This window comes from Bradyrhizobium sp. P5_C12 (genome assembly GCF_054049735.1).
In genome coordinates, this window is the sequence record NZ_JBFULU010000036.1 from 57,394 (window position 1) to 79,935 (window position 22,542).

Consider the following 22,542-nt stretch of genomic DNA (forward strand, 5'->3'; position numbering starts at 1 on the left):
GCGCTAGCCCCCCCTCATCACGTCGGAGAGTCTTGGCCAGGACGACGGCTCGCCGTCGTCATGCGCGGGTGCGGCGGTCCGCTCGGCGGCGCGCAGTTTTGCGGAACGGGCGCGCGGGTTATGCGCAACTTCGGCTTCGCCCGCGATCACGGGCCGCCGCGTCAGAAGCTCGAAGCTCGGCGCGGTTTGCGCCACTTCCGGCAGGTGCCGCGAGCCACCACCGGTTTTGGACCGCTCGGCGAGAAAATTCTTGACGATGCGGTCTTCCAGCGAGTGGAACGAGACCACCACGAGCCGCCCACCCGGCTTGAGCACGCGCTCGGCTCCGGCAAGCGCCGTGGCAAGCTCTTCCAGTTCCTCGTTGACGAAGATGCGCAGCGCCTGGAACGTCCGCGTCGCGGGATGAATGTCGCCGGGCTTGGAGCGCACGACCCTTCCGACGAGTTCGGCGAGCGCGCGCGTGGTCGTGAACGGCGTCTCTTGCCGGTCCGCCACGATGGCGCGGGCGACGCGGCGCGAATGCCGCTCCTCGCCGAAGAGATAGATGATGTCGGCGAGATCGGCTTCCGAAGCGCGCGCGACGACGTCGGCGGCGGTCGGTCCCGCCTGCCCCATCCGCATGTCGAGCGGACCGTCGAGGCGGAACGAGAAGCCGCGGCCGGCCTGGTCGAGCTGCATCGAGGAGACGCCGACATCCATTACGACGCCGTCGACGGCATCGACGCCTTGCGCCGCGCAGACTTCGGCGAGATTGGAGAAGCGGTCCTCGACCAGCGTCAGCCGGCCGGCGAAGCGTTCGACCAGTTCGGAACCGGCTGCGATCGCCGTCCGGTCGCGATCGATTGCGATCAGGCGGGTTCCCGGCACGTCGAGGATGGCGCGGCTGTAGCCCCCGGCGCCAAAGGTGGCGTCGACATAGAGACCGCCATCGCGCGGTGCGAGATGGTCGATGGCCTCACGGCCGAGAACAGGGATGTGCGGAACCGAGTTCATGCGCCACGCCCGGCGAACGCCCAAATGAACGTCCAGGTTAAATCGGGGGCGAACAAGCCCATAACGCCTCGAATGATTCCGCGTCGCGGCGGTTCCACGACCAAATCCTCGTCCAGAACGGTTGCCGAGCCCGGTCGTCCCCGGCCGCAAACCCAGTGTTCCCAGTGGAATTTGTCGGGCAGCCATGGGATTTCGAGCCAAAAACGCCTTGGCCGCCTCCGGACGCGGGTCGGCTCTTCACCTCTCAGTAACGGCCCTTAGCGTTAAGAAAGCGTTGATCGGCTGATTACAAGTCGAAAAGGTCGCCGGTGGTGATGCTTCATCCACACACAGAGCGCAAAATGCACCCGTTAACCGCGCCGCGCGATTGCGCCCGCCGACGGGTAAAGGAATAGTAAAGAGAAGGGCTTGTCTTTCTGTCCCTGCCCGACTTGAGCTGCTCATGCCGTCCGGTTTGTCCGTGTCACCTGGATCTGATTCGAAGCGCCAACGCGTTCTCCCGGTTCCCAAGACGGTGGCGGGCATGCGGACGTTCGACCCCGATTCCTCCATCGTGTCGGACATCATCCCCTCGCCGAACTATGGGGACCGCAGCAAGGGACGGCAGCCGGACATGATCGTCCTGCACTATACCGGCATGCCTGACGTCGAGGGCGCGCTGGCGCGGCTCTGCTCCGCCGGCACCGAGGTGTCGGCGCACTACGTCGTGCTCGAGGATGGCCGCATCGTGCAATGCGTGCAGGAGGTCAAGCGCGCCTGGCACGCCGGCGTGTCGGCCTGGGCCGGCGAGGACGACATCAACTCCTGCTCGATCGGCATCGAGATCGTCAACCGCGGCCACGACTGGGGCTATCCCGAGTTTCCGCTGCGCCAGATCGCGGCCGTGATCGCGCTGTGCCGCGGCATCATGCTTCGCCGCAAGGTGCCGGCGCACCGGGTGCTCGGCCATTCCGACGTGGCGCCCGCGCGCAAGAAGGATCCCGGCGAAAAGTTTCCGTGGCATTCGCTGGCCAATTCCGGCGTTGGTCATTGGGTGACGCCCGCACCCGTCGTGCGCGGCGAAAGCCTGATGCTCGGCACCATCAGCGACGAGGTGCTGAGCCTGCAGCAGGCGCTGGCACGATACGGCTACGGCGTGCCACTGACCGGCAAATACGACGCCGCGACCATGGAAGTCGTCACCGCCTTCCAGCGCCATTTCCGCCCGGCCCGGCTGGACGGGGTCGCGGATCACTCGACGCTGTCAACCTTGCAGGCGCTGCTGGCGAGTTTGCCGACGGAGACGGTGGTGGCGACGAAGTGACGGCGTAGCCGTCATTCCGGGGCGCACGAAGTGCGAGCTATGGTGCGCAATTGCGCACCTGAGAATCTCGAGATTCCGGGCTCGATGCTTCGCATCGCCCCGGAATGACGGTGCTAGTTGTCCATCTCCCTCATCCTTCGCGCATACAGCCGCCGCAGCGGCTCGAGCTGCGTCGCCGCCGTCGCGGCGACATAGGCCGCGCGCGCCTCTTCCTTGCGCTCCAGTCGCCGCAGCAGATCCGCACGCACCGCCGGCAACAGCGCGTAGCCGTCGAGCCCGCCGCGCGCGGCGATCGCATCGACGAGATCGAGCGCGCGCGCGGGACCATCGACCATCGAGACGGCCGCGGCGTGATTGAGCTCGATCACCGGCGACGGATTGATGCGCAAGAGCACCTCGTAGAGGCCGGCGATCTGCGGCCAGTCGGTCTGCTCGTAGCTCGGCGCACGGGCATGCAGCGCGGCGATCGCGGCCTGCACGGCATAGGGCTGCGGGCGGCCGGGCACGCGGAGCGCGTCGTCCACGAGACGCAGACCTTCCTCGATCTGCACGCGATTCCACAGCGAACGATCCTGCTCTTCCAGCAGCACGACGTCGCCGGCCGCGGTCTCGCGCCCGGCGCGGCGCGCATCATGCAGCAACATCAAGGCGAGCAGGCCTTTGATCCCGGCGCGATCCGGCATCAGCCGGTCAAGCAACCGGCCGAGCCGGATTGCCTCGGCGGCGAGATCGGGCCGCATCAAATCCGCGCCCGAGGTCGCAACATAGCCTTCGGTGAAGACGAGATAGATCACCGCGAGCACGCCGTTGAGCCGCGGCGCCAGCGCGGCGTGCTCGGGCACTTCATAAGGAATGCCGGCGAGCCTGATCTTCTGCTTGGCGCGGACGAGGCGCTGCGCCATCGCATCCTCGCCGACGAGGAAGGCGCGCGCGACCTGCGCCATGGACAGCCCGCAGACGGTGCGCAGCGTCAGCGCGACCTGGACCTCGATGGCGAAGGCTGGATGGCAGCACGTGAAGATCAGCCGCAGCATATCGTCATCAAGCGTCGCCGGAGGCTCGTCGGGCGCCTGAGCGTTGAGCTCGAGCTCATGCACCAGCGCCCGCTGCTTGCCGCGGAACACGGCCTGCCGCCGGATGCGATCGATCGCCTTGTTGCGACCGACATTGACGAGCCAGGCGCGCGGATTGTCGGGCACCTCGCCCGCCGACCAGCGTTCGAGCGCGACCGCGAAGGCATCCTGGAGTGCGTCCTCGGCGAGATCGAAATCGCCGACGAGGCGGATCAGCGTGGCAAGCACCCGCCCCGCCTCGTCGCGAAAAATCCGAGCGATGTCGGCAGGACAGATCACTTGTAGATCATGACCGGCCTGACCTCGATGGATCCCTCCTTGGCCCCGGGAATCCGCGCGGCCAGCCCAATGGCGGTGTCCAGATCCTTGGCCTCGACCAGATAGTAGCCGCCGAGTTGCTCGCGGGTCTCGGCGAACGGACCGTCGGTGGTCAGGGTCTTGCCATCGCGCACGCGCACGGTGGTCGCGGTCGTGGTCGGCTGAAGCCCGTCGCCGGCCTTGAAATGGCCGCTCTGGACGATGGACTGCGTATAAGTGCCGTACTCTGCCGACATCGCCTGACGGTCGGCGGGGGTCATCTTGCTCAATTCCGCTTCGCTCCGGTAGATCAGCAATAGGTACTGCATGGCTTACTCCTGTTGTTCGGCTTGATTGCCGACATCCAGTCGAACGGGGCCAACATCAAACGACATCCTCGGGATGATTATTCGATATCAGCGGACGAGATCATTTGTAGATCATCACGGGCCTGACTTCGATTGATCCGTCCCTGGCTCCGGGAATCCGCGCCGCCATTGCGATCGCAGCGTCGAGGTCTCTCGCCTCGACGAGATAATAGCCGCCGAGCTGCTCGCGGGTCTCGGCGAAGGGACCGTCGGTCGCGAGTATCTTGCCGTCGCGAACGCGAACAGTCGTCGCAGTCGAGGTCGGCTGAAGCCCGTCGCCGGCCTTGAAGTTGCCGCTCTGGACGATGGACTGGGTGTAGGCGGAATACTCCGCCAACAGCTTCTGGTAATCTGCGGGGTCCATCTTGCTCTGTTGAGCTTCGTTCCGGTAGATCAGCAGCAAATACTGCATCGCTTAACTCCTGTTGCTCGGCTGGATTGCCCGCATCCAGTCGAACCGGACCCACGCCCAACGACATGTTCAGGATAAATTATTTGCAGCCGGCGTGCGCGACGATCTCTGCTTGACGAAACCGTCACAAATGCCCATGCGTAGGCCGTCAGTCGGCCGGACGGCCGCCCTTGCAAGTGCCGAAAGGCCGCCGGGGAGGAAAGTCCGGGCTCCCTTGACATACGGTGCCGGATAACGTCCGGCGGGGGCAACCCCAGGGAAAGTGCCACAGAGAACGAACCGCCCGCCGTCGGCCCTTCGGGGCTATGGCGAGGTAAGGGTGAAAAGGTGCGGTAAGAGCGCACCGCGGCGCCGGCAACGGAGCCGGCATGGTAAACCCCACCGGGAGCAAAACCGAATAGGGACGGCTTAAGCGGGCTGTTCGCGCAAGCGATAACGCCGCGGGGCGATGTCAGGCCCGCCGTCCGGGTAGGTTGCTCGAGGCCATGTGCAAACATGGTCCCAGAGGAATGGCCGTCACGTATCGTTCGCGCAAGCGGACGGTGCCTTACAGAACCCGGCTTACAGGCCGGCTGATATCCTAACTTACCAGGAAGTGACGAGGGGTTCGATGCTGACCGCATCGGGCCCCTCACCATTTTGGCTTGGAGAGGCAGAAAGTCTGCCCTCGTTCACCACATTTAAACCTTAAGATTTTACGAAAGGAGGCTGACCACAGGCCGCAGGAAACATGCGAACACCCTTCGTACAGAAGCCATCCGTGGACTTCGGGCAATGAAGGTTTTGCAGACCAGCTGCATCGTGTGCGTTATCGCATCCGTGGGACTTTATCTGGCCGGCGGAAACAGACCGGCCGCGACGGACCCGGATGTCATGCCGGAAGCGGCAGTGAACATGATGGCTCCTGCGTACATGGTGACGCCTGCCTTGTACGCCGAGGCATCCGCCAGACTTGCGGCGGCGCTTCGGGCAGAAAGAGCAGAGCTTGGCTCGGCGACGTCAGCAGGTTCCGGGCCGTTGAGCACCGGAGCCGAGATCGCCGATGAACCCGTCGCGCCGAAATTGGCGTCGTTGGGACAGGATATCGTCCAACCGCTGCCGGCAGAACGCGATGCGTCCAACGATGCTCCGAAAGCGGCGTCGACGCAGGATTTCCGTTATCTGATCTACTACGTCTGGTCCGAACTGCCGCCCGCAGAGAAACCGGCGGAGATCGTCTTGCGTGCGTTCAAGGACATTCCGGTCGGAACGCCGGCCGAAGAGATCAAGCGAGTTTCCGACGCGCTTGGTCTCGATTTCAATTTCATGATGGCGGTTGCCAAGATCGAATCCGGTTTCAACCCCAATCAACGCACAGGGTCGTATATCGGCCTGTTTCAGCTGAGCTTGTATGAGTTCGGGAAGTTCGGCTTCGGGCAGATTCGCAACCCGCGGGACAACGCCGTTGCGGCCGCCTACAAAATCATTACCGAAGGCGTCCAGTTCGAGTGGATCACGCACCGGACGCCGGACATGAGCGATCTTTACCTGATCCATCAGCAGGGCTGGGAAGGCGCCGCTGAGCACATCAGCCGGCCCGCTCGCGTCGCCTGGAAATCCATGTGCGCCACCGGCGAAGGCAAGGAGAAGGGCGAGAGGTGGTGCAAACGCGCGATCTGGGGCAATGCACTTCCCGCGTTCAAGCGCAGCTGGAAATCGGTGGACAACGTGACGTCAGAGGCGTTCGTCGGCATGTGGCGCGGCCGGGTCGCTGAATTCTACACGAAATATGTGGCGACCGCTGCTGCGGCGGCGAGCCAATAATTCCGTTGTCGCCAGGGCCATGCCACGCTTGCATTGCCTTTAGCCGCTATGGAGAAACTGCCCCGGCTGGGTAGATCAAGTCCATTTGTGGCCCAACGCGGAAGTCCTGCGACGTTCCGCTTTCGCGCTGCTATCAGAGGCATAGCGGACGTCAAACGGCGTCTTCGATTTATGAGTACACGCCCTTAGCCGACGATCTTCTCCAACACCGCCATCAACGCCTCCGGCGCCGTCACATTCGGTGCATGACTCGCGTCGAGCTCGAAATAGCGCCAGCCATCCTCGCTCTTCGTCCGCTTCGCGAACTGCCCGAACACGTCACCCGGCGGAATGCGCGTGCAATAGATGTAGCTGCGCGGCATTGCCGGCTCGCCGTGTTCGAGCTTGAGCTTCGTCTCGAAACATCGGATCGGCATGTTGATGCGGCGCGCGTTGAGCCAGTCGAGATCGGCCTGCGGCGTGTCCGGCGGCGGCGGGTTCGGCGGAATGCGATATCCGTCGCCCGAGCTTGCTGCCCTGCGCATCGGCTCGCGTCCGCTTTCGTTGAGATCGAACAGCGACTGGCCGTCGCGCGGCACGAAGGCGTCGAGATAGATCAGCTGCGTCACGCGCTCGCGCGCGCGGTCCGCGACGCCGGTGGCGACCATGCCGCCATAGCTGTGGCCGAGCAGCACGATGTCGCTGAGGTCCTCGAACTTGATGACGTTGAGGATGTCCTGGATATGCGTGTCGAGATCGACCGCGGGACTTGCGAGATGCGAACGCTCGCCAAGCCCGGTGTAGGTCGGCGCAATCAGGCGGTGGCCGGCCTGCGCCATCAGCGGATGCATCTTCTTCCAGGCCCATCCGCCGGACCACGCGCCATGACAGAGCAGAAAAGTCTTCGCGCGTGCGGCCATCGGCGTTTCCATCGTTCTTGCTTGTACGATGGAGTGTAGCGGCCGGCCGCGCGATGTAAACGCCGCGAGCGAGTTCAGGCCGCGCGCGTGTTCGCCTTCACGAGCACGGGTGCAAGCTGACCGGCCTCGCGCCGCAGCTTGCTGGCCTCGAAGCCGTGCATGCCGAGCTGCCATTGCAGTCCGACGATCGCGCCCTTGGTCGGTTGCAGCAGCGCGAGCGACGCGAACAGCGTCACCGGCAACCACACCGCCAATTGCAGCCAGACCGGTGGCGCATAGGCGGTCTCGACCGCGAGGATCGCCGGCACCACGAGATGGCCGACCACGACCATCACGAGATAGGCCGGAAAGTCATCGGCGCGCTGGTGGAACAGCTCCTCGCCGCAATGGTCGCAAGCGTCGGCGACCTTGAGGAAACGGCCGAACGCATGCCCTTCGCCGCAGTTCGGGCACTTGCCGCGAAAACCCCGCCACATCGCCTTTGCGAGAGAGACTGAATTGGTGGCCATGACCACACCTCTTCCTTTTCGATGATCCATACAATAATATCTTGCATCCATACATTCAAAGGAAACGGCCGAATTTGCATGGACTGGATCCCTACAATCTCGGAGCTGAGCGGGCCGCGCTACCAGCGCATCGTCGAGGCCATGGAGGCCGACATCGCCGCCGGCCGGCTGGTGCGCGGCCAGCAATTGCCGACCCAGCGCGCGCTCGCCAAAGCGCTCGGCATCGACCTCACCACGGTGACGCGCGCCTATACCGAGGCGCGGCGCCGCGGGATCATGGAGGCCCGGGTCGGCCAGGGCTCGTTCGTGTCGGAGACCAGCGCGCGCCGCGCGGTCGACCTGCCGCATCCGGTCGCGATCGACCTCTCGATGAATGTGCCGCCGCATCCGCTCGAGGCGCAGCTCGACGAGCGCATCATCGCAGGCCTCGAGGCCATCCGCGCCCAATCGGGCCTGACCGCACATCTCAACTATCAGCCGCCCGGCGGCAGCGCGCATGAGCGCGAGGTCGCGGCGCGCTGGATGCGCGCCCGCGCTCCGCATGCGCATGCCGACCGGCTCGTGATCTTTCCGGGCGCGCAGACAATCCTGTTCAACCTGCTCGCCCATCTCGCGCGGCCCGGCGACATCGTGCTGACGGAGGCCCTCACCTTCCCGGGCATCAAGGCGGCCGCGGCGCGGCTCGGCGTCAAGCTCGTCGGCGTCGCGATGGATGACGGCGGTGTTGTTCCCGATGCGCTGGCGAAGGCCTGTCGGGTGCATCAGCCAAAGGCCGTCTATCTGATTCCGACACTGCACAATCCGACCACCGCGACGCTGTCCGCCGAACGGCGCGGTGCGATCGCAAAAATCATCCGCGATGCAGATACCACGTTGATCGAGGACGACGCCTACGGGCTGCTCGATCGCGCGGCGTCGCCGATCGCCAACCTCATTCCGGAGCGAACCTATCTGGCGACCACGCTGTCAAAATGCATCGCGCCGGCGCTGCGCGTGGCCTATCTGCTGACGCCCGACAACGGCGCGCAGCAGGAGATGCGGAGTTATTTGCAGGCCACCGTGCAAATGCCCGCGCCGCTGATGGTCGCGCTGGTGACGCATTGGCTCGAGAGCGGCATCGCCGACCGCATCATCACCGCCATCCGCAACGAGGCCGTCGGCCGCCAGCAACTGGCACAACGCGCGCTGAAGGGCTTTCAATTCCAGGCGAAGCCAGCCGCCCATCATCTGTGGCTGCGGTTGCCGGATGGCCGGCCCGATGTCGCCGCGCATCTGTTGCGCAATGGGCTCGCGGTCGTGGCCGGCGACGCCTTCGCGGTCGATGGGACGCCGCCACATGCCGCGCGCGTCTCGCTCGGCGCGGCGCGCAATCGATCGGAATTGACGGAGGCGCTACGCATCCTCGTCGGCGCGCTGCACAGGCCCGCCGACACCAGGCAGATCGTCTAGAAACTATTGATGCTGGCGCCGATGGCGGGAGCGAATGACCGGCGTCACGCCTGACGGATAGGCCGCATAGGCCTCGCTCGGTGCCACCGTCTCGCCACGGGCCGCCCGCCCCGCAGGCGTGAGCTGGCCGCCATTGAGCACGTCGCGGTCGGGATGGGCGGCCTGATAGGCCGCAGGCTCGGAAAACTGCGCCTGCGCCATGGTCGGCATCACGGCCGCCGCCGACAGCAGCGCGGCCGCAACGGCGATCTTCGTGCGGGTCATGGTCTTTCTCCACCATCTCATTCGGGGACAGGCCAATCGGAGCGCATGATGGCGTCGGGCGGGCCCCCAGATTGAAGTACGACCATCATGTAGGCCTGTCTTTCGCGAAAGCCCGACCGGTGGGGATCACGCTTGCGTGGGGCCTGGATTTGACCGGCACGGCCGCAGCTGTGCTATGCGGGCGGTAGCGATCAACAGTTCGGGATCGCCCATTGCGACAAGGACAATCTGTTGGAAACACTCAGTTACGCGCTGCTGCTGTTTGGCGCCTTGGCCGGCGGCTTCGTTTCGGGCCTGGCCGGCTTCGGCACGGCGCTGATGGCGCTCGGCATCTGGCTCTACGTCCTGCCGCCTTCGCTCGCGGTGCCTCTGGTGCTGATCTGCTCGGTGATAGCACAGACCTCGACGCTGCCGTCGATGTGGAAGAGTTTCGACCTGTCGCTGGTGTGGCCGTTCCTGATCGGAGGACTGATCGGCGTGCCGCTCGGGACCATGCTGGTCGCCTCCGCCGATCCAAGAGTGTTCAAGCTGAGCGTCGGCGTGCTGCTCCTGATCTTCTCGACCGCGCTCTACCTCAACAAGAGGCCGCTCGCCATCAAGTCCGGCGGCCGGATCGCCGACGGCGCGATCGGCTTTGCCGGTGGCATTCTCGGTGGCCTTGCCGGACTGTCGGGGCCGCTGCCGATCCTGTGGGCCAACATCCGCGGCTGGAACAAGCACGAGCGGCGCGGCATCTTCCAGCTGTTCAATTTCACGGTGCTCGCGACCGCGCTGGTGTTGCAGACGGCGTCAGGTCTCGTCGAGTTGAAGGTGGTCTGGCTGGCGCTGGTCGCATTTCCGGGAACGCTGATCGGCGCATGGGCCGGCGCGCGCGTCTATCACGCGCTGAGCGACAAGCATTTTGGCGATGTCGTGCTCGGCCTGCTGTTCCTGTCGGGCATCGGTCTCGTCTGGAACAGCTTTGGCGCGCATTAGCCCCACGGCGCCACATACTGGCGGGAGCCGTGACTGTCGCTACGCAGGCGCACGCGCGGGAGGCGCGACAGGTTCAGCTTCCACTTGCTCCGGGGCCTCGTCCCGCGGGACCGGCACGAGCCGCTTCCTGAATTCGCGGCGCAACAACCAAACGCTCAGGCCCGCCTGGAGCGTGGTCGCCGCGATCGACAGGTACCAGACGTACTCCATGCGGAAGCCCGGACGCGTCGACAGCCAGATCGCCGGCAGCGAATAGGTGAAGACGCGCGTGGCCGAGCTCCACAGCACCGGCTTGGTATTGCCGAGCCCCTGGAACATGCTCGAGCAGGTGAAGATCAGGCCCTGCGCCACCATGTTCAACGAGATGATCCGCAGGAACAGGAAGGCGATCGCCATCGTTTCCTGGTCGTTCGAGAATCCGGCAAGCAAGACCTCCGGCTTCAACTGCGCAAGGCCCATGAAGCCGATCATCACGACGCTGGTGATCAGCGCCGACTTGACGAAGGTTTCCCGCACGCGCTCGCCGTTTCCCGCGCCCATGTTCTGACCGGCGATCGGCCCGGCGGCGAGCGCAACCGCAAGCCCCGGCATCTGGATCAGGGCCAAAACGCGCTGTCCGATCCCGAAGCCCGCCTGCGCCGCCGCGCCGAAATCGCGCAGCACGAAATAGACAACCGCCATGAAGATGAACATCATCGCGAACTCGCCGCCGGCAGGCAGGCCGACATTGAGGATGCGCTTCAGATGGTGCGCCTGCGGACGCCACTGCGCCGGATTGAAGGCCACATAGCGCTCGACCTTGCGGAAATACGCCAGCAGCATCAGCACGCCGATCAACACCGCGATCGAGCTTGCCAGGCCCGCACCGGCAACGCCGAGCGCGTAGCCGGTCCCCCATCCCGAGATCAGCACCGGCGCCAGCGCGATGTTGATGATGACCGCGAGGACCCGCACCAACATGGCGGGGCGCACGATGCCGGTCGCGCGCAGCGCGGATGCCGTCACCTGCATGACGAATTCCAGCGCGAGCGCTGGCATGAACCACAACAGATAAGTGGTTCCCGCCTCGATCGTGGCCTGGTCCGCGGCAATCGAACGCATGTAAAGGTGCGACAGCGCGGCGCCCGCCACCAGGGTCGACAGTCCGAACAGCACCGACAGCACGATCGCCTGGTTGAAGATCAAATTGGCATCCAGCCGATCCTTGCGTCCCACGGCATGCGCGATCAGCGCCACCGTGCCGACGCCGAGCACCTGCATCAGCGCGTTGACGAGAAAGCCGGCATTGCCGGCCGCCGCGACACCCGCGACCGCGGCATCGCCCAATCCCGACACGAAATACAGATCGACCAGCTGGCAGATCATGATCGAGATCATGCCTGCCATGATCGGCGGCGTCATGGCCAGGATGTGTCTCACGATGGAGCCGTTCGTCAGGTCTTTCATGTCATTCCATCCTCTGGCGGCGTGGCATCGGGACGTTGGCCCCGCTGCCGCGCGCCTCTCATTCCGCTGCTGCGACGTGCCCGAGCTCCACCACCTGGCGCTCGAACAGGCCGCGATAGATGCCGCCGGGCTTTCCGGCGAGCACGGCATGGGTGCCCTGCTCGACGATCGCGCCGCGGTCGAACACCAGGATGCGATCGAGGCTGCGCACCGTCGACAGCCGGTGCGCGATCACGATCGAGGTGCGGCCCTTCATCAGCCGCTCCATCGCCTGCTGGATCAGCGCCTCCGATTCCGAGTCGAGGCTCGAGGTCGCCTCGTCCAGGATCAGCACCGGCGCGTCCGCGAGGAACGCGCGCGCCAGCGCCACGCGCTGCCGCTCGCCGCCCGACAGTTTGACGCCGCGCTCGCCGACGAGGGTGCCGTACCCCTTTGGCAGGCGCAGGATGAAGTCGTGCGCGTTGGCGAGCCGCGCCGCCTGCTCGATCGCCTCGAGGCTGGCCCCGGGCCGGCCATAGGCGATGTTCTCGGCGAGCGAACGGTGGAACAGGATCGGGTCCTGCTGCACGATCGCGATCTGGCTGCGCAGCGATTGCTGCGTGGCGAGCGCGATGTCCTGGCCGTCGATCAGGATGCGGCCGCCGGTGACGTCGTAGAGCCGCTGCACCAGCTTGACGAAGGTGGTCTTGCCGGAGCCGGAGCGGCCGACGAGACCGACCCGTTCGCCGGCGCGGATCGTCACCGACAGACCGTCGTACAGCGGCTCGCGATGGCCGCCATAATGGAACGTGACGTCGTCGAACGCGATCTCGCCGCCCTCGATCGCGATCGGCCGCGCGTCGACGGCATCGGCAATTCCGATCGGCTCGTCATGGATCGCCACCAGCTCGTCCATGTCGTTGACGGAGCGCTGTAGGTTGTTGATGTGCATGCCGACGTCGCGCAAATAGGCGTGGATGACGTAGTAGCTGGTCAGCACATAGGTGACGTCGCCCGGCGAGGCGTGCCCGGACATCCACAACAGCACCGAGCCGCCGATCACGGAGGCGCGCAAGGCGAGCAGCAGCGAGAGCTGCGCCATGGCCGTGTAGTTGTAGCGCAGCCATGTCCGCCGCACGCGCACGCGCCAGCGGTTGATGACGCGGGCGAGCCGCCCGTCCTCGCGCGTTTCGGCGCCGAACGACTTCACCACCGCATTGCAGGTCAGCGCATCCGCCAGCGTGCCGCCGACCTTGGTGTCCCAGGCGTTGGAGATTCGTGCGGCCGGCGCGATGTAGCGCGTCGAGAACACCACGGTGATGGCGACGTAGAAAAACGCTCCCACCGCGATTACCAGGCCGAGCGAGACCCAGTGCATCCCGATCAGGACCATCGAGCCGATCAACACCAGCAGCGATGGYGCCAACGCCATCAGGATGGTGTCGTTGAGCAGGTCGAGCGCCCACATGCCACGCGTGATCTTGCGCACCGTGGAGCCTGCAAAGGAGTTTGCGTGCCAGTCGGTCGAGAAGCGCTGCACGCGCCTGAAGGCACCCTCTGCGACGTCCGACATCGTCTTGAGCGTAAACGGCACGATCGCCTGCAGGCCGGTCAGCCGCAGCACCACGGAGGCCGCGCCCAGCGCAACGATGGCGCCGAAGGCGACCAGGGCGGCATGGCGCGCGTCAGGATCGGACGAGCCACGCGTCAGCGCATCGACCAGCTGTCCGGAGAATACCGGCATGAACAGGTCGGCAACAGTCGCACCCAGCAGGCCTCCGGCGACGACGAGCCCGCGCCCCGGCTGCTTCAGCCAGTGCCGGAATACGAAAGGCAGCACCACGCGTATCGCCGCGGGCTTTTTTGAGAGATCGGTCATGACATCATCCGGCCGCTGATGACGCGGTCCGGCTCCATCGATGGACGCAAACCGGCCGCGCGGGCCGGGACGGCGTCACTCAAGATTGGCTTTGACTTGGGAAGTGAAGCGATCGGGACGCCTGGTCGAAACCTTGGCGCAATCGAAGCTGGCGGAAGAGGCCTCTAGCAGGCCGCGTACATACCGAACCAGGCGATCATCGAGCGCGGGCGTACGATCTGCGAATGCGACGAAATCATGCAAATCCCTCCCCGGTTGGCTTCAATGAGGTGCGCTTTATAGATGTGTCGTTTGCGATTTGCAACGGGGCTCGCGCGAGATCACGCGCGAGTGTTGCAAATTTGGTGCGCATCGCCGCTGCCTCAATCTCCGCCGTCATGCCCCGCCACCGGGTCTCGCCTTCGGCGAGCCCGATGACAGGATCCGGCGGGGGCATCCAGTACGCCGCGGCCTCTCGGTTCAATCACAACTGCCTCGGCGTACTGGATCGCCCGGTCAAGCCGGGCGATGACACCGAGTGCGTGTCTGTCTAATGCGCGTCGCCGCCGCCCGCCAGCGAGGCCGGCTTGTTCAGCAGCATGACCAGCAGGCTGAGGCCGAGATAGAACAGCGTCAGCATGAAGAAGGCGTCGCCGAAGCTCATCACCACGGCCTGGCGGTGCACGAGCTGGGAGAGCTGCTTCATCGCCATCAGCGTGGCGTCGCCGAGCCCCTGAAACTTCTGCATGAACATGGTCAGGGTTTCGGTCGCGGTCGCATTGCCCCAGGTCACGCGCTCCTGGAGGCGCGTGATGTGAAGGTCGGTGCGGTTGTTGAGCACGGTGTTGATAACGGCCAGGCCAACGGCGCCGCCGAGATTGCGCATCAGGTTGAACAGGCCCGAGGCGTTCTTCACCCGCTCCGGCGCCAGCGTGCCGAGCGCGATGTTGTTGGTCGGCACCATCGCGAACATCATGCCGACACCGCGCAGGATCTGCGGTATCAGCAGCTCATAGAAATCGTAGTCGCGCGTGATCCAGGTCATCTGGTAGGAGCCGATCGCGAACACGACGAGGCCGAACGCGATCATGTAGCGCATGTCGATCTTCACCATCAGACGACCGACCAGCGGCGCGACCAGGAACATGGTGATGCCCGAGACGAACATGGTCTCGCCGATCATCAGTGCGCTGTAGCCGCGCACCTCGGCGAGATAGCGCGGATAGATGTAGGTCAGGCCGTAGAGGCCGATGCCGATGCAGAATTGGAGGACGCAGCCGACCGCAAAGTTGCGGTTGGAGAAGGTGCGCAGATTGACGATCGGCTCGGCTGCCGTGAAGACGCGCCAGAAGAAGGCGATCGCCGATACGGCGCAGACCGCGGCGCAGATCGCCACCGACGTGTCCTGCAGCCATTCATATTGCGGGCCTTCCTCCAGCACGTATTCCAGCGTGCCGAGGAAGCCGGCCATGAACAGCAGGCCCCACCAGTCGAAACGATCGAGCAATTCGAAATGCGGCTCGTCGAAATCGACCAGCGCCAGCACGCCCAAGGTAATGGCGATGCCGGGCACGACGTTGATGAAGAACAGCCAGTTCCACGACATCAGATCGGTGATGTAGCCGCCGACCGTCGGCCCGATGGTCGGCGCCAGCGTCGCGACCAGCCCGATGATGGGACCGACGATGTGGAATTTGGAGCGCGGAAACACGGTGTAGGCCGAGGCGAACACCGTCGGGATCATGCCGGCGCCGAGAAAGCCCTGGAGCGCGCGCCAGAGGATCATCTCCTCGATGGTGGTGGCAAAGCCGCAGAGCAGGCTCGATATGGTGAAGCCGGCGGCCGAGATCGCGAACAGCAGCCGCGTGCCGAATGCGCGCGACAGGAATCCCGACAGCGGGATCGCGATGACTTCCGCGATCAGATAGGCGGTCTGGACCCAGGAGACCTCGCTCGAGCTTGCGGACAGTCCGGCCTGGATCTCGCTCAAGGAGGCCGAGACGATCTGGATGTCCAGGATCGACATGAACATCCCGAACACCATGATGATGAAGGCGAACAACCGCTTCGGCGCGATGCGCTCCGAAGCGGGGGCCGCCATCATCTCAGGTGAAGCAGTCGTGGCGTTCGCCATGGTCTGGCCTCGCAGCGCCGAAAGCGCGCCTACTGCGGATGGATCGCGGTGGGATCGTCGAGATCGATCTCGCTGTCGGCGTCGGCCGCGCCCTTGTTGGTGTCGACGGTCGCATAGACCGACATGCCGGCGCGGAGCAGGTTCTGCTTGGCAACCGATTTCGGCACGCGGATCCGGACCGGCACGCGCTGCACGATCTTGGTGAAATTGCCGGTGGCGTTGTCCGGCGGCAGCAGCGTGAACACCGAGCCCGCGCCCGCCGCGATGCTGTCGACGACGCCGGTGAACTTGCGCATCCCGTAGGCATCGACCTTGATCGTCACCGGCTGTCCGGGGCGGATGCGCTTGAGCTGGGTTTCCTTGAAGTTGGCGTCGATATAGACGTTGTCGAGCGGCACGACGTTGCCGAGCCGCTGGCCGACCGCGACGAAGTCGCCGGCGCTGACGAGGCGGTTGGAGAACGTGCCGTCGACCGGCGCCCGCACCGCGGTGAAGCTGAGATCACGCTCGGCCTTGGCGAGCGTGGTCTTGAGCTCGGCGAGCTGCGCCTGTGCTTCGGCCTGCTGCGCCTTGGCGACGTCGACATTGCTGACGGCGACATCATAGGCGGCCTGCGCGGCCTTGACCGCGGCGGCGCCCTGGTCGCGCCCGGCTTCCGAGCTTTCGAAGGTGGCGCGCGAGGCAAAACCCTTGCTGCTCAGCGCCTGCTGGCGCTCGTAATCGAGATCGGCGCGCTTCAGACCCGCTTCCGCGGAGACGAGCTGCGCCTTGGCCTGCGCGACCTGGCTGTCGAGGGCGGCAACCTGGCGGCCAATACGATCGATGGTGGCCTGCTGGGTCGCGATCCGGGTCGCGGCGGCATCGACCGCAATCTTGTAATCGCCGTCGTCGATGCGCAGGACGATGTCGCCGGCGCGCACCAGCGAGTTGTCGCCGGCGAGGATCGAGGAGATGTGACCGGCGACGCGCGCGCCCAGCATGGTGTTGTTGGCGCGGACATAGGCGTCGTCGGTGGAGACGTAGAAGCGGCCGACCAGCGTATAGTATCCGGCATAGCTCGCGGCCGCGAGCGCCAGCACCACGCCGATGCCCATCAGGACGAACTTGCGCTTGCCGGATTTGGCAGCGCCGGCAGCAGCGGGAGGCGCGCCGGGCGCGGGTGCATCCGGGCCGGGCTTGTCGGTCACGGGCTTCTCCGGCGCCTCGTTGCCACGGCGCTTGGTCTCTTCGGCCACATGAGAGCGCATCCGCTCGGCGAGCGCGGGGGATTTTTCGGCCGCAACTTCACTGCCCGCCTGCTCCGGCGTCGTTTCCACCGCTTCCTGGCGAAGGACGCGCGCAGCCTGGTCTCTCGATACGGCCATAACGGCCTCCCCAACAATAAAGCGCGATCGGGGACGACCGACGTGCGGCCTGCCCTTCTCGCTCATCTAAATATCATTGACCGAACCGTTCGGTCAATCTACATTATTTCGTCATTGGACCCTACGGCCCCGAATCCTTTACTTGGGTTTCTCGGCCCTGGACCCGATCGAAAAACCTTCCGAGACCCTGAACCAATGGTTGTAGCCAGCCGCGAACCTCTGCACCTCATCCCGGAGGAGGACAGCTCCAAGCGCCGCCAGATCCTGGACGGCGCCCGCAAGGTGTTCATGGATCTCGGCTTCGACGGCGCCAGCATGGGCGAGATCGCGCGCGCGGCCGCCGTCTCCAAGGGCACGCTCTACGTCTACTTCGCCGACAAAAGCGCCCTGTTCGAAGCCATCCTCGAGCAGGAGGCGCTCCAGCACGGCCAGGTCGTGTTCAATTTCGATCCCGCGCGCGACGCCGAGACCACGCTGAAGGAGTTCGGCCGGGCCTACATCCACCTGCTCTGCCGCCCCGGCGGCGGATCGGCGATCCGCACCGTGATGGCGATCGCCGAGCGCATGCCCGACGTCGGCCGCCGCTACTATGCGCGCGTGCTGGACAAGACCATCAACCGGCTCTCCGACTATCTCAAAGCCCATGTCGCCTCGGGCGAACTCAAGATCGACGATTGCGACCTTGCCGCCTCGCAGTTCATGGAGCTGTGTAAGGCCTCGCTGTTCCTGCCCTTCGTCTTCCAGGCCGCACCCGCGCCGTCGGAAGAACGCATGACCGAGGTGATCGACAGCGCAACGCGGATGTTTCTGGCGGCGTACCGGGCGAAGTAGCCGCAAGCGGGCGACGCGTTGCACATGCCGGCCTCACGGCATTATGTTTGGGCCATGTCTCGTGATCTTCGCCCGCCCGTCGATATCCTCCATTATGAGATCGTCCAGGAACAGGCCTCCGCGCTTGGACGAATGGGTCACGCGCTGGAACAGGCGCTCGCGCGCCTGCGCGAGTTCGATGCCGCGCACGCGCCCTCGGGCATTCCGGCGTCGATGCAGCCGGCCAGGCGCAAGCTGGTGATGGAAGCCGGCCACGCGCTCTGGATGCTCGTGGTGCAACGTGAGGCGACCGGCTTGCGCGACAGCCAGCACATCATGCGGACCTACAACGTCCCCGGCGAGGTGCAGCGGTGCATGGGCCTGGTCCCCGCACCGTCGCAGCCAACCTCGAAATGACTTTCCGGCTCCGTAGAGCTAGGCCCCGATCTCTTCCAGTCTTCGCCAGCCGTGCAGGATCTGGCGCGCCTCGCGCGTGAACGCAAAGACGTGGCCGCCGCCGGCGGGCTGATCGTGGCGGCGATCGATGGAATGGCCGGCAGTGTGGCAAAACAACAGCGTGCCGACGGCGCCGTGGCCGACGAAGAGAACGTCGCCGGAATGATTGCGGGCCAGCACCGCCTCGGTCTCGCGCACGATGCGCGCCTGCGCATCGATGGCACGCTCCCAGCCGCGGACGCTGAGATGCGGCTGCGCAAAGAATTGATCGGCCACCGCTTCGAATTCGACCGGCTTCAGGAAGCCGGTCGCCGAGCGGTCGTTCTCATGCATGGCCTCGCGGATTTCGATCAGGATGCCGAGCTGGCCGGCAATGATCTCGGCGGTCTCGATCGCCTTGCGCTCGCCGCTGGAGATGATCTGCGTGGTGTTCGCGAGCCAGCTCGCCTGCGCCAGCGCTTCAGTGCGCGTGCGGCCGATCGGGCTCAGGCCCCATTGCGGCACCGGAACGTCGGGATCGATTTGCACCTGGGGATGGGTGAGATAGCGGACGATAGACATTTCGGTTGACGCGATCGTAGCCCGCATGAGCGAAGCGATATGCGGGAAGGCTGTTCCCGGATATCGCTTCGCTCATCCGGGCTACAAAAAAACACGCAACTAATCGTCGGCGAACTCGTCTTCCTCGTTGATCTTCTCGTGCTTGCTCTTGCGCGCACCGAGCGAGCCGGTGACGTAGGGATCGCGCCTGTTCGCATAGGGATTGCGCTGCTGCGCCCGCCCGGCAACCTCTTCGCCGGAGACCGCGGCGGGCTGGCAGATCAGGCGACGGCTGGCGCGGCGCATCAGGTCGACGTGGATGTGATCGTAGTGATAGACGTTCGAGCCCGGTGCCAGCACCGTGGTGAAGTGCGCGCACGCGCCCGACTGCACGTCGCGCAGAAAACCCTGCTCCTCCGGCATGCCGCGCCAGCCGTCCTTCACCGTGACGCGACGGCCGTCGGCGAGCACGAAGGCGGCGATGTCGAGCGCGTTGCCGAAGGCATGCTCGGAAATGTGGGCGTGGGAATTGCCGTTCATGCCGCGGCAGGAATAGGCGGAGATCTGCTTGATCTCGACGACGCGGGAGCCGAACCAGCGCATCGCCGACGGCTGCACGGTGTCGGCGAACCAGCGGTCGAGCTCGGACACGATCGGACAGGCCAGCGTCGCCACCGGTTTCACCGCGACCGGGCCGACGGCGGTGACCGCATTGCCCTGCGCAGGACCGAGGCGCGGCAGCGGCTGTTGCGCAGGCGCTTGCGAGTAAGGCGCCGGACCGGGCGGCCGTGCCGGATAGCTCGGCGCATTCATGTAGCGCGCCGCGCCCGCGGCATCGGTGCCTTCGGGCGGCAGATCGATTTCGTCCTCCTGCGGCGCCACGCCGGGCGCGCTGAGCGAGACCGGACCGGATGAGGCGCCATAGCCGGACGGCTGGCGCACCGCGCTCTCGGGATAGTTTTGGCGCTGCGGATAGGCGGATGAAGGATAGTTCTGGCTTTGCGGATAATTCGGTCGCGGCTGCGTCACCGGCCAGCGCGGCTGGTTGCCGATGCTCCCCGGAGGGCGTAACTCCTCGTCGGCGAAGCCATAGCTCGCGGAGCCTTCGCCGATGGCGGCGACCTTCAGCGGGAACTCGGCGCCGCACATGCCGGGGCCGGAGATCGGCTCGATGCGGACGATGTCCGCGCTCTCTTTCACCGCGCCCGATTTCAGGCATGCCGCTTCTGCCTCGGCCCGCCACGGTTCACGTTCGGCCTGGAAAAAGCCGCGTCCGCAACCCGCAAGCGAAACAAGGACGATGGAGCCGACGAGATACAAACGAACTCCGCGCGTCATGCGCGCACGTTCGGTGAATTTACTTAAAGACTCTTCAACGTGTCGATTTCAGCTTTGCTTAACCATGTCGGCCCGCGCGGCCGATCATTGCTTCGGATGAGAGACAGCAAGGCTGACTTTTTTGGCGGAGGATTTTCTGTTAACCATAATTGTTATGCGCAAAGCGGCGCGAACAGACAGACCGATCCCAGGGAGCAACGTCATGACGTTCGTCGGAAGACTGAGCGTTATTACTGCGTACCTCGCTATGGCCTTCGTCGGCGCCATCGTGCTCGGCATGATCTAGCAGCATCCATCGACGGCAGCGTGCCTGGATCGAAAAAGAACTACGACCTTGCACTCCACTGCCGCGATGTCGTGATCAGCTTCTCCCGCTGCTCCTCGACCCGCGTCCAGTCATTGCCGGAGCACCAGAGGTGGCCAAGCGCACAGGCCTCGACGTGGAGCGTGCGAGAGCCTCTCAGCGTCATCGTCGCGTAATAGGTACTGCCGCTGGAGCGGCTGTAGATGCTGCCGGTCCAGACGTCGTGCGTTTTCGGCTTCATGTTGACAAGCACGCTCTCACCCCTGTTCGACGCCTCAGTGAGCGCGAACCCGCACAATGCGGCTCCACAGCGCTCGATCCGAACCGTGCCCTTGGCACCTGGGCTCTCCCATTCGCCGAGCGGCGAATAGGCCGGCTCGTCGTCGCCGCGCCGCGCGATCGGTACCGTTTGCGTCATCTCGGGCCCCGGCACGATGGCCGGCGGCTCCATCCGCGGCGGATCGAGCGTGACTATCTTCGGCGGATCTACGCGCTGCAGATCAATCCGTGGCGGATTCGGACCCGGCGCCTCGAGCCTTGATGTCTCAAGTCTTGATGTATCGAGCCTTGATGTCTCAAGCCTTGGCGTCTCAGCTCTTGGCGCCGGCGGCGGCACGACGGGCTGCGACGTCGTCGCGGCAAGGACGGGGACCGACGGCACTGGTGGCGGCGCGGCCACGGTCGCCTGCGGCGGCCGCACCGGGGCTGCCGGACAGGCCGGCTGCGGCGCCTGGACGACTGGCGCGCGCGCCGGGGCCGGTGCCGTATTGACATCTTCCGTCGGCCGGAGGCTGCGATCGGAAATCGAAACACAGGAGGTGGATCTGCAATTGCGCGGCGCCTCGACATGGAACCGATGGCCGCCGACCGAGAAGGAATAGGAACCGGCCTGGGCTGCGGGCGACATCGCCGCCAGCGCGATCAAGGTGCCAAGCGAAGTCACAAGCCGCGGCATCGACGCCTCCTCAGTGTCGCGACGAGGTTACGCAGAGCAATGGCGGCTGAATGTGCGCTGGCTCACCCAAGGGTGCGAGGCCGTTGTGACATCCGTCACAGAAGGCGGGACGGGCCCGGCGTAGGGTCGAACCACGTTCAGTCGTTCACCGACTTCAGGTCATCGGGACCACGAAATTATGGGAGGTTGTCATGAACAAGCTCTATATCGCGACCACCGCGCTCTTCCTCGCTTCGACCGCCGCAGCCCATGCCGGCAATTCGATCTCGTTCCAGATCGAGGGCCAGCACATCCGCATCGAGACGCCGCGCAACTGCGCCTCGCTCGACTGCGTGACCATCGTCGCGCCGGGCCTGTCGAACAAGCCGATCAAGCTGAACAACATCAACCTCAACGGCCTTGGCTCCAAGGACGATGACACCGACACCACGCCGGCTCCGGCCACGACGGCGCAGCCGGCACCGGCTCCGGTGCAGCAGCAGCCAGTGCAGCCGGCGCCGGCCCAGGCGACCACACCGGCCGCGCCTGCGGTTGCCGCGCCGGCCACGACGGTCGCCGCCGCGCCCTCCGCCGGCTTCGACAATACGACGCAGCCCGCGCCCGCTGCGGCTCCCGCCCCCGTTGCCGCGCCCGCGCCGGTCGCCGTTGCGCCGGCTCCCATTGCCGCCGCGCCCGCCCCGGCTGCGAACACGCCGATCGGCGTGTGGGCGACCGAAGAGAACAAGGGCAATGTCCGCGTCGAACAGTGCGGCGCCAATCTCTGCGGTTATGCCGAGAAGACCAACGCGCGCATCCTGATCAACATGAAGCCCGAGGGCTCGAAGTGGAGCGGCCGCATCCACGATCCCGACTCCGGCCGCAACTACGACTCCACGATCGCGATGAAGGGCCCGAATGCGATGCGCGTGCAGGGCTGCGCCTTCGGCGGCATGTTCTGCGGCGGCCAGACCTGGAAGCGCGTGAGCTGACACCGAAGGTGTCATCCCGGGGCGATGCGCAGCATCGAACCCGGG

21 protein-coding genes and 1 other RNA gene are annotated in these 22,542 nt (G+C 65.4%); 8 read left to right on the forward strand and 14 right to left on the reverse strand.

Going from position 1 to position 22,542, the window contains the following annotated elements; all coding sequences use genetic code 11:
• Positions 1 to 3: 3 nt before the first annotated feature.
• Positions 4 to 993 carry a 16S rRNA (cytosine(1402)-N(4))-methyltransferase RsmH gene (rsmH, locus tag ACXJMY_RS27125; RefSeq protein ID WP_456622414.1) on the reverse strand — a complete coding sequence of 330 codons (990 nt, stop codon included), beginning with the start codon at positions 991 to 993 and terminating at the stop codon, positions 4 to 6.
• 523 nt (positions 994 to 1,516) lie between these two features.
• Between rsmH and ACXJMY_RS27130 the strand changes: the two genes are divergently transcribed.
• Positions 1,517 to 2,296 carry an N-acetylmuramoyl-L-alanine amidase gene (locus tag ACXJMY_RS27130; protein WP_456622415.1) on the forward strand — a complete coding sequence of 260 codons (780 nt, stop codon included), beginning with the start codon at positions 1,517 to 1,519 and terminating at the stop codon, positions 2,294 to 2,296.
• A 113-nt stretch (positions 2,297 to 2,409) separates the two neighbouring features.
• On the opposite strand, the gene ACXJMY_RS27135 is transcribed toward ACXJMY_RS27130, so the two are convergent.
• The 3 genes from ACXJMY_RS27135 to ACXJMY_RS27145 all read right to left on the reverse strand — a co-directional run bounded on the left by ACXJMY_RS27135 (position 2,410) and on the right by ACXJMY_RS27145 (position 4,446).
• Entirely contained in the window at positions 2,410 to 3,648 is a 1,239-nt protein-coding gene (locus ACXJMY_RS27135; protein WP_456622416.1) for an RNA polymerase sigma factor, read from the reverse strand.
• Entirely contained in the window at positions 3,645 to 3,995 is a 351-nt protein-coding gene (locus ACXJMY_RS27140; protein ID WP_011089353.1) for a YciI family protein, read from the reverse strand. The genes ACXJMY_RS27135 and ACXJMY_RS27140 overlap by 4 nt, the downstream gene beginning before the upstream one ends.
• A 100-nt stretch (positions 3,996 to 4,095) precedes the next feature.
• Positions 4,096 to 4,446, reverse strand: coding sequence for a YciI family protein (locus tag ACXJMY_RS27145; protein WP_027544654.1), 351 nt, complete (start codon positions 4,444 to 4,446; stop codon positions 4,096 to 4,098).
• 148 nt (positions 4,447 to 4,594) lie between these two features.
• Here ACXJMY_RS27145 and rnpB point away from each other — a divergent pair.
• Positions 4,595 to 5,026, forward strand: an RNA gene (rnpB, locus tag ACXJMY_RS27150) — RNase P RNA component class A.
• A 194-nt stretch (positions 5,027 to 5,220) separates the two neighbouring features.
• Positions 5,221 to 6,249: a transglycosylase gene (locus ACXJMY_RS27155; protein ID WP_456622417.1), complete on the forward strand. Its 1,029-nt coding sequence runs from the start codon at positions 5,221 to 5,223 to the stop codon at positions 6,247 to 6,249.
• A gap of 185 nt (positions 6,250 to 6,434) precedes the next feature.
• On the opposite strand, the gene ACXJMY_RS27160 is transcribed toward ACXJMY_RS27155, so the two are convergent.
• Both ACXJMY_RS27160 and ACXJMY_RS27165 read right to left on the reverse strand, forming a co-directional pair.
• The gene (locus ACXJMY_RS27160) at positions 6,435 to 7,148 is read right to left on the reverse strand and encodes an alpha/beta fold hydrolase (RefSeq protein ID WP_456622418.1); all 714 of its coding nucleotides are present in this window, start codon (positions 7,146 to 7,148) and stop codon (positions 6,435 to 6,437) included.
• Between the two features lie 74 nt (positions 7,149 to 7,222).
• Positions 7,223 to 7,657: a DUF983 domain-containing protein gene (locus tag ACXJMY_RS27165; RefSeq protein ID WP_456622419.1), complete on the reverse strand. Its 435-nt coding sequence runs from the start codon at positions 7,655 to 7,657 to the stop codon at positions 7,223 to 7,225.
• Between the two features lie 78 nt (positions 7,658 to 7,735).
• Between ACXJMY_RS27165 and ACXJMY_RS27170 the strand changes: the two genes are divergently transcribed.
• Entirely contained in the window at positions 7,736 to 9,106 is a 1,371-nt protein-coding gene (locus ACXJMY_RS27170) for an aminotransferase-like domain-containing protein (protein WP_456622420.1), read from the forward strand.
• A gap of 3 nt (positions 9,107 to 9,109) precedes the next feature.
• Here the strand turns inward: ACXJMY_RS27170 and ACXJMY_RS27175 are convergent, their stop codons facing one another.
• A complete protein-coding gene (locus ACXJMY_RS27175; protein WP_456622421.1) occupies positions 9,110 to 9,370 on the reverse strand; it encodes a hypothetical protein in 261 nt (86 codons plus the stop codon).
• Between the two features lie 231 nt (positions 9,371 to 9,601).
• Here ACXJMY_RS27175 and ACXJMY_RS27180 point away from each other — a divergent pair, with 231 nt between their 5' ends.
• Positions 9,602 to 10,345, forward strand: coding sequence for a sulfite exporter TauE/SafE family protein (locus ACXJMY_RS27180; protein WP_456622422.1), 744 nt, complete (start codon positions 9,602 to 9,604; stop codon positions 10,343 to 10,345).
• A 39-nt stretch (positions 10,346 to 10,384) separates the two neighbouring features.
• Here ACXJMY_RS27180 and ACXJMY_RS27185 read toward each other — a convergent pair whose 3' ends face one another.
• The 4 genes from ACXJMY_RS27185 to ACXJMY_RS27200 all read right to left on the reverse strand — a co-directional run bounded on the left by ACXJMY_RS27185 (position 10,385) and on the right by ACXJMY_RS27200 (position 17,126).
• The gene (locus tag ACXJMY_RS27185; protein ID WP_456622423.1) at positions 10,385 to 11,791 is read right to left on the reverse strand and encodes an MATE family efflux transporter; all 1,407 of its coding nucleotides are present in this window, start codon (positions 11,789 to 11,791) and stop codon (positions 10,385 to 10,387) included.
• 58 nt (positions 11,792 to 11,849) lie between these two features.
• Positions 11,850 to 13,649, reverse strand: a complete 1,800-nt coding sequence (locus ACXJMY_RS27190) for an ABC transporter ATP-binding protein (protein WP_456622424.1) — start codon at positions 13,647 to 13,649, stop codon at positions 11,850 to 11,852.
• A gap of 529 nt (positions 13,650 to 14,178) precedes the next feature.
• The gene (locus ACXJMY_RS27195) at positions 14,179 to 15,762 is read right to left on the reverse strand and encodes a DHA2 family efflux MFS transporter permease subunit (protein WP_456622425.1); all 1,584 of its coding nucleotides are present in this window, start codon (positions 15,760 to 15,762) and stop codon (positions 14,179 to 14,181) included.
• 29 nt (positions 15,763 to 15,791) lie between these two features.
• Positions 15,792 to 17,126, reverse strand: a complete 1,335-nt coding sequence (locus tag ACXJMY_RS27200; RefSeq protein ID WP_456622426.1) for an HlyD family efflux transporter periplasmic adaptor subunit — start codon at positions 17,124 to 17,126, stop codon at positions 15,792 to 15,794.
• Positions 17,127 to 17,321: 195 nt separating this feature from the next.
• Here ACXJMY_RS27200 and ACXJMY_RS27205 point away from each other — a divergent pair, with 195 nt between their 5' ends.
• Together ACXJMY_RS27205 and ACXJMY_RS27210 are read left to right on the forward strand one after the other, a co-directional pair.
• On the forward strand, positions 17,322 to 17,957 hold the full coding sequence (locus ACXJMY_RS27205) for a TetR/AcrR family transcriptional regulator (protein ID WP_456622427.1): 636 nt from the start codon (positions 17,322 to 17,324) through the stop codon (positions 17,955 to 17,957).
• A 54-nt stretch (positions 17,958 to 18,011) separates the two neighbouring features.
• Complete coding sequence (locus tag ACXJMY_RS27210; RefSeq protein ID WP_456622428.1) at positions 18,012 to 18,353, forward strand: DUF6665 family protein; 342 nt, start codon at positions 18,012 to 18,014, stop codon at positions 18,351 to 18,353.
• A gap of 18 nt (positions 18,354 to 18,371) precedes the next feature.
• Here the strand turns inward: ACXJMY_RS27210 and ACXJMY_RS27215 are convergent, their stop codons facing one another.
• The 3 genes from ACXJMY_RS27215 to ACXJMY_RS27225 form a co-directional block, all read right to left on the reverse strand.
• Positions 18,372 to 18,953 (reverse strand): histidine phosphatase family protein, encoded by a 582-nt coding sequence (locus ACXJMY_RS27215; protein ID WP_456622429.1) that lies wholly within the window; start codon positions 18,951 to 18,953, stop codon positions 18,372 to 18,374.
• A gap of 99 nt (positions 18,954 to 19,052) precedes the next feature.
• On the reverse strand, positions 19,053 to 20,270 hold the full coding sequence (locus ACXJMY_RS27220) for an extensin family protein (protein ID WP_456622430.1): 1,218 nt from the start codon (positions 20,268 to 20,270) through the stop codon (positions 19,053 to 19,055).
• A gap of 326 nt (positions 20,271 to 20,596) precedes the next feature.
• Complete coding sequence (locus ACXJMY_RS27225) at positions 20,597 to 21,529, reverse strand: DUF2147 domain-containing protein (protein WP_456622431.1); 933 nt, start codon at positions 21,527 to 21,529, stop codon at positions 20,597 to 20,599.
• A gap of 191 nt (positions 21,530 to 21,720) precedes the next feature.
• On the opposite strand from ACXJMY_RS27225, the gene ACXJMY_RS27230 reads away from it, so the two are divergent.
• Positions 21,721 to 22,497 (forward strand): DUF2147 domain-containing protein, encoded by a 777-nt coding sequence (locus ACXJMY_RS27230; protein ID WP_456622432.1) that lies wholly within the window; start codon positions 21,721 to 21,723, stop codon positions 22,495 to 22,497.
• Positions 22,498 to 22,542 lie beyond the last annotated feature (45 nt).

What these genes read in the sequence shown, in the direction of transcription:
- ACXJMY_RS27215 (WP_456622429.1), bottom strand. Translation starts at nt 18,953, where the DNA reads ATGTCTATCGTCCGCTATCTCACCCATCCCCAGGTGCAAATCGATCCC.
- ACXJMY_RS27200 (WP_456622426.1), bottom strand. Translation starts at nt 17,126, where the DNA reads ATGGCCGTATCGAGAGACCAGGCTGCGCGCGTCCTTCGCCAGGAAGCG.
- ACXJMY_RS27140 (WP_011089353.1), bottom strand. Translation starts at nt 3,995, where the DNA reads ATGCAGTACCTATTGCTGATCTACCGGAGCGAAGCGGAATTGAGCAAG.
- ACXJMY_RS27220 (WP_456622430.1), bottom strand. Translation starts at nt 20,270, where the DNA reads ATGACGCGCGGAGTTCGTTTGTATCTCGTCGGCTCCATCGTCCTTGTT.
- ACXJMY_RS27160 (WP_456622418.1), bottom strand. Translation starts at nt 7,148, where the DNA reads ATGGCCGCACGCGCGAAGACTTTTCTGCTCTGTCATGGCGCGTGGTCC.
- ACXJMY_RS27205 (WP_456622427.1), top strand. Translation starts at nt 17,322, where the DNA reads ATGGTTGTAGCCAGCCGCGAACCTCTGCACCTCATCCCGGAGGAGGAC.
- ACXJMY_RS27185 (WP_456622423.1), bottom strand. Translation starts at nt 11,791, where the DNA reads ATGAAAGACCTGACGAACGGCTCCATCGTGAGACACATCCTGGCCATG.
- ACXJMY_RS27165 (WP_456622419.1), bottom strand. Translation starts at nt 7,657, where the DNA reads ATGGCCACCAATTCAGTCTCTCTCGCAAAGGCGATGTGGCGGGGTTTT.
- ACXJMY_RS27145 (WP_027544654.1), bottom strand. Translation starts at nt 4,446, where the DNA reads ATGCAGTATTTGCTGCTGATCTACCGGAACGAAGCTCAACAGAGCAAG.
- ACXJMY_RS27130 (WP_456622415.1), top strand. Translation starts at nt 1,517, where the DNA reads ATGCGGACGTTCGACCCCGATTCCTCCATCGTGTCGGACATCATCCCC.
- ACXJMY_RS27225 (WP_456622431.1), bottom strand. Translation starts at nt 21,529, where the DNA reads ATGCCGCGGCTTGTGACTTCGCTTGGCACCTTGATCGCGCTGGCGGCG.
- rsmH (WP_456622414.1), bottom strand. Translation starts at nt 993, where the DNA reads ATGAACTCGGTTCCGCACATCCCTGTTCTCGGCCGTGAGGCCATCGAC.
- ACXJMY_RS27230 (WP_456622432.1), top strand. Translation starts at nt 21,721, where the DNA reads ATGAACAAGCTCTATATCGCGACCACCGCGCTCTTCCTCGCTTCGACC.
- ACXJMY_RS27155 (WP_456622417.1), top strand. Translation starts at nt 5,221, where the DNA reads ATGAAGGTTTTGCAGACCAGCTGCATCGTGTGCGTTATCGCATCCGTG.
- ACXJMY_RS27210 (WP_456622428.1), top strand. Translation starts at nt 18,012, where the DNA reads ATGTCTCGTGATCTTCGCCCGCCCGTCGATATCCTCCATTATGAGATC.
- ACXJMY_RS27195 (WP_456622425.1), bottom strand. Translation starts at nt 15,762, where the DNA reads ATGGCGAACGCCACGACTGCTTCACCTGAGATGATGGCGGCCCCCGCT.
- ACXJMY_RS27175 (WP_456622421.1), bottom strand. Translation starts at nt 9,370, where the DNA reads ATGACCCGCACGAAGATCGCCGTTGCGGCCGCGCTGCTGTCGGCGGCG.
- ACXJMY_RS27170 (WP_456622420.1), top strand. Translation starts at nt 7,736, where the DNA reads ATGGACTGGATCCCTACAATCTCGGAGCTGAGCGGGCCGCGCTACCAG.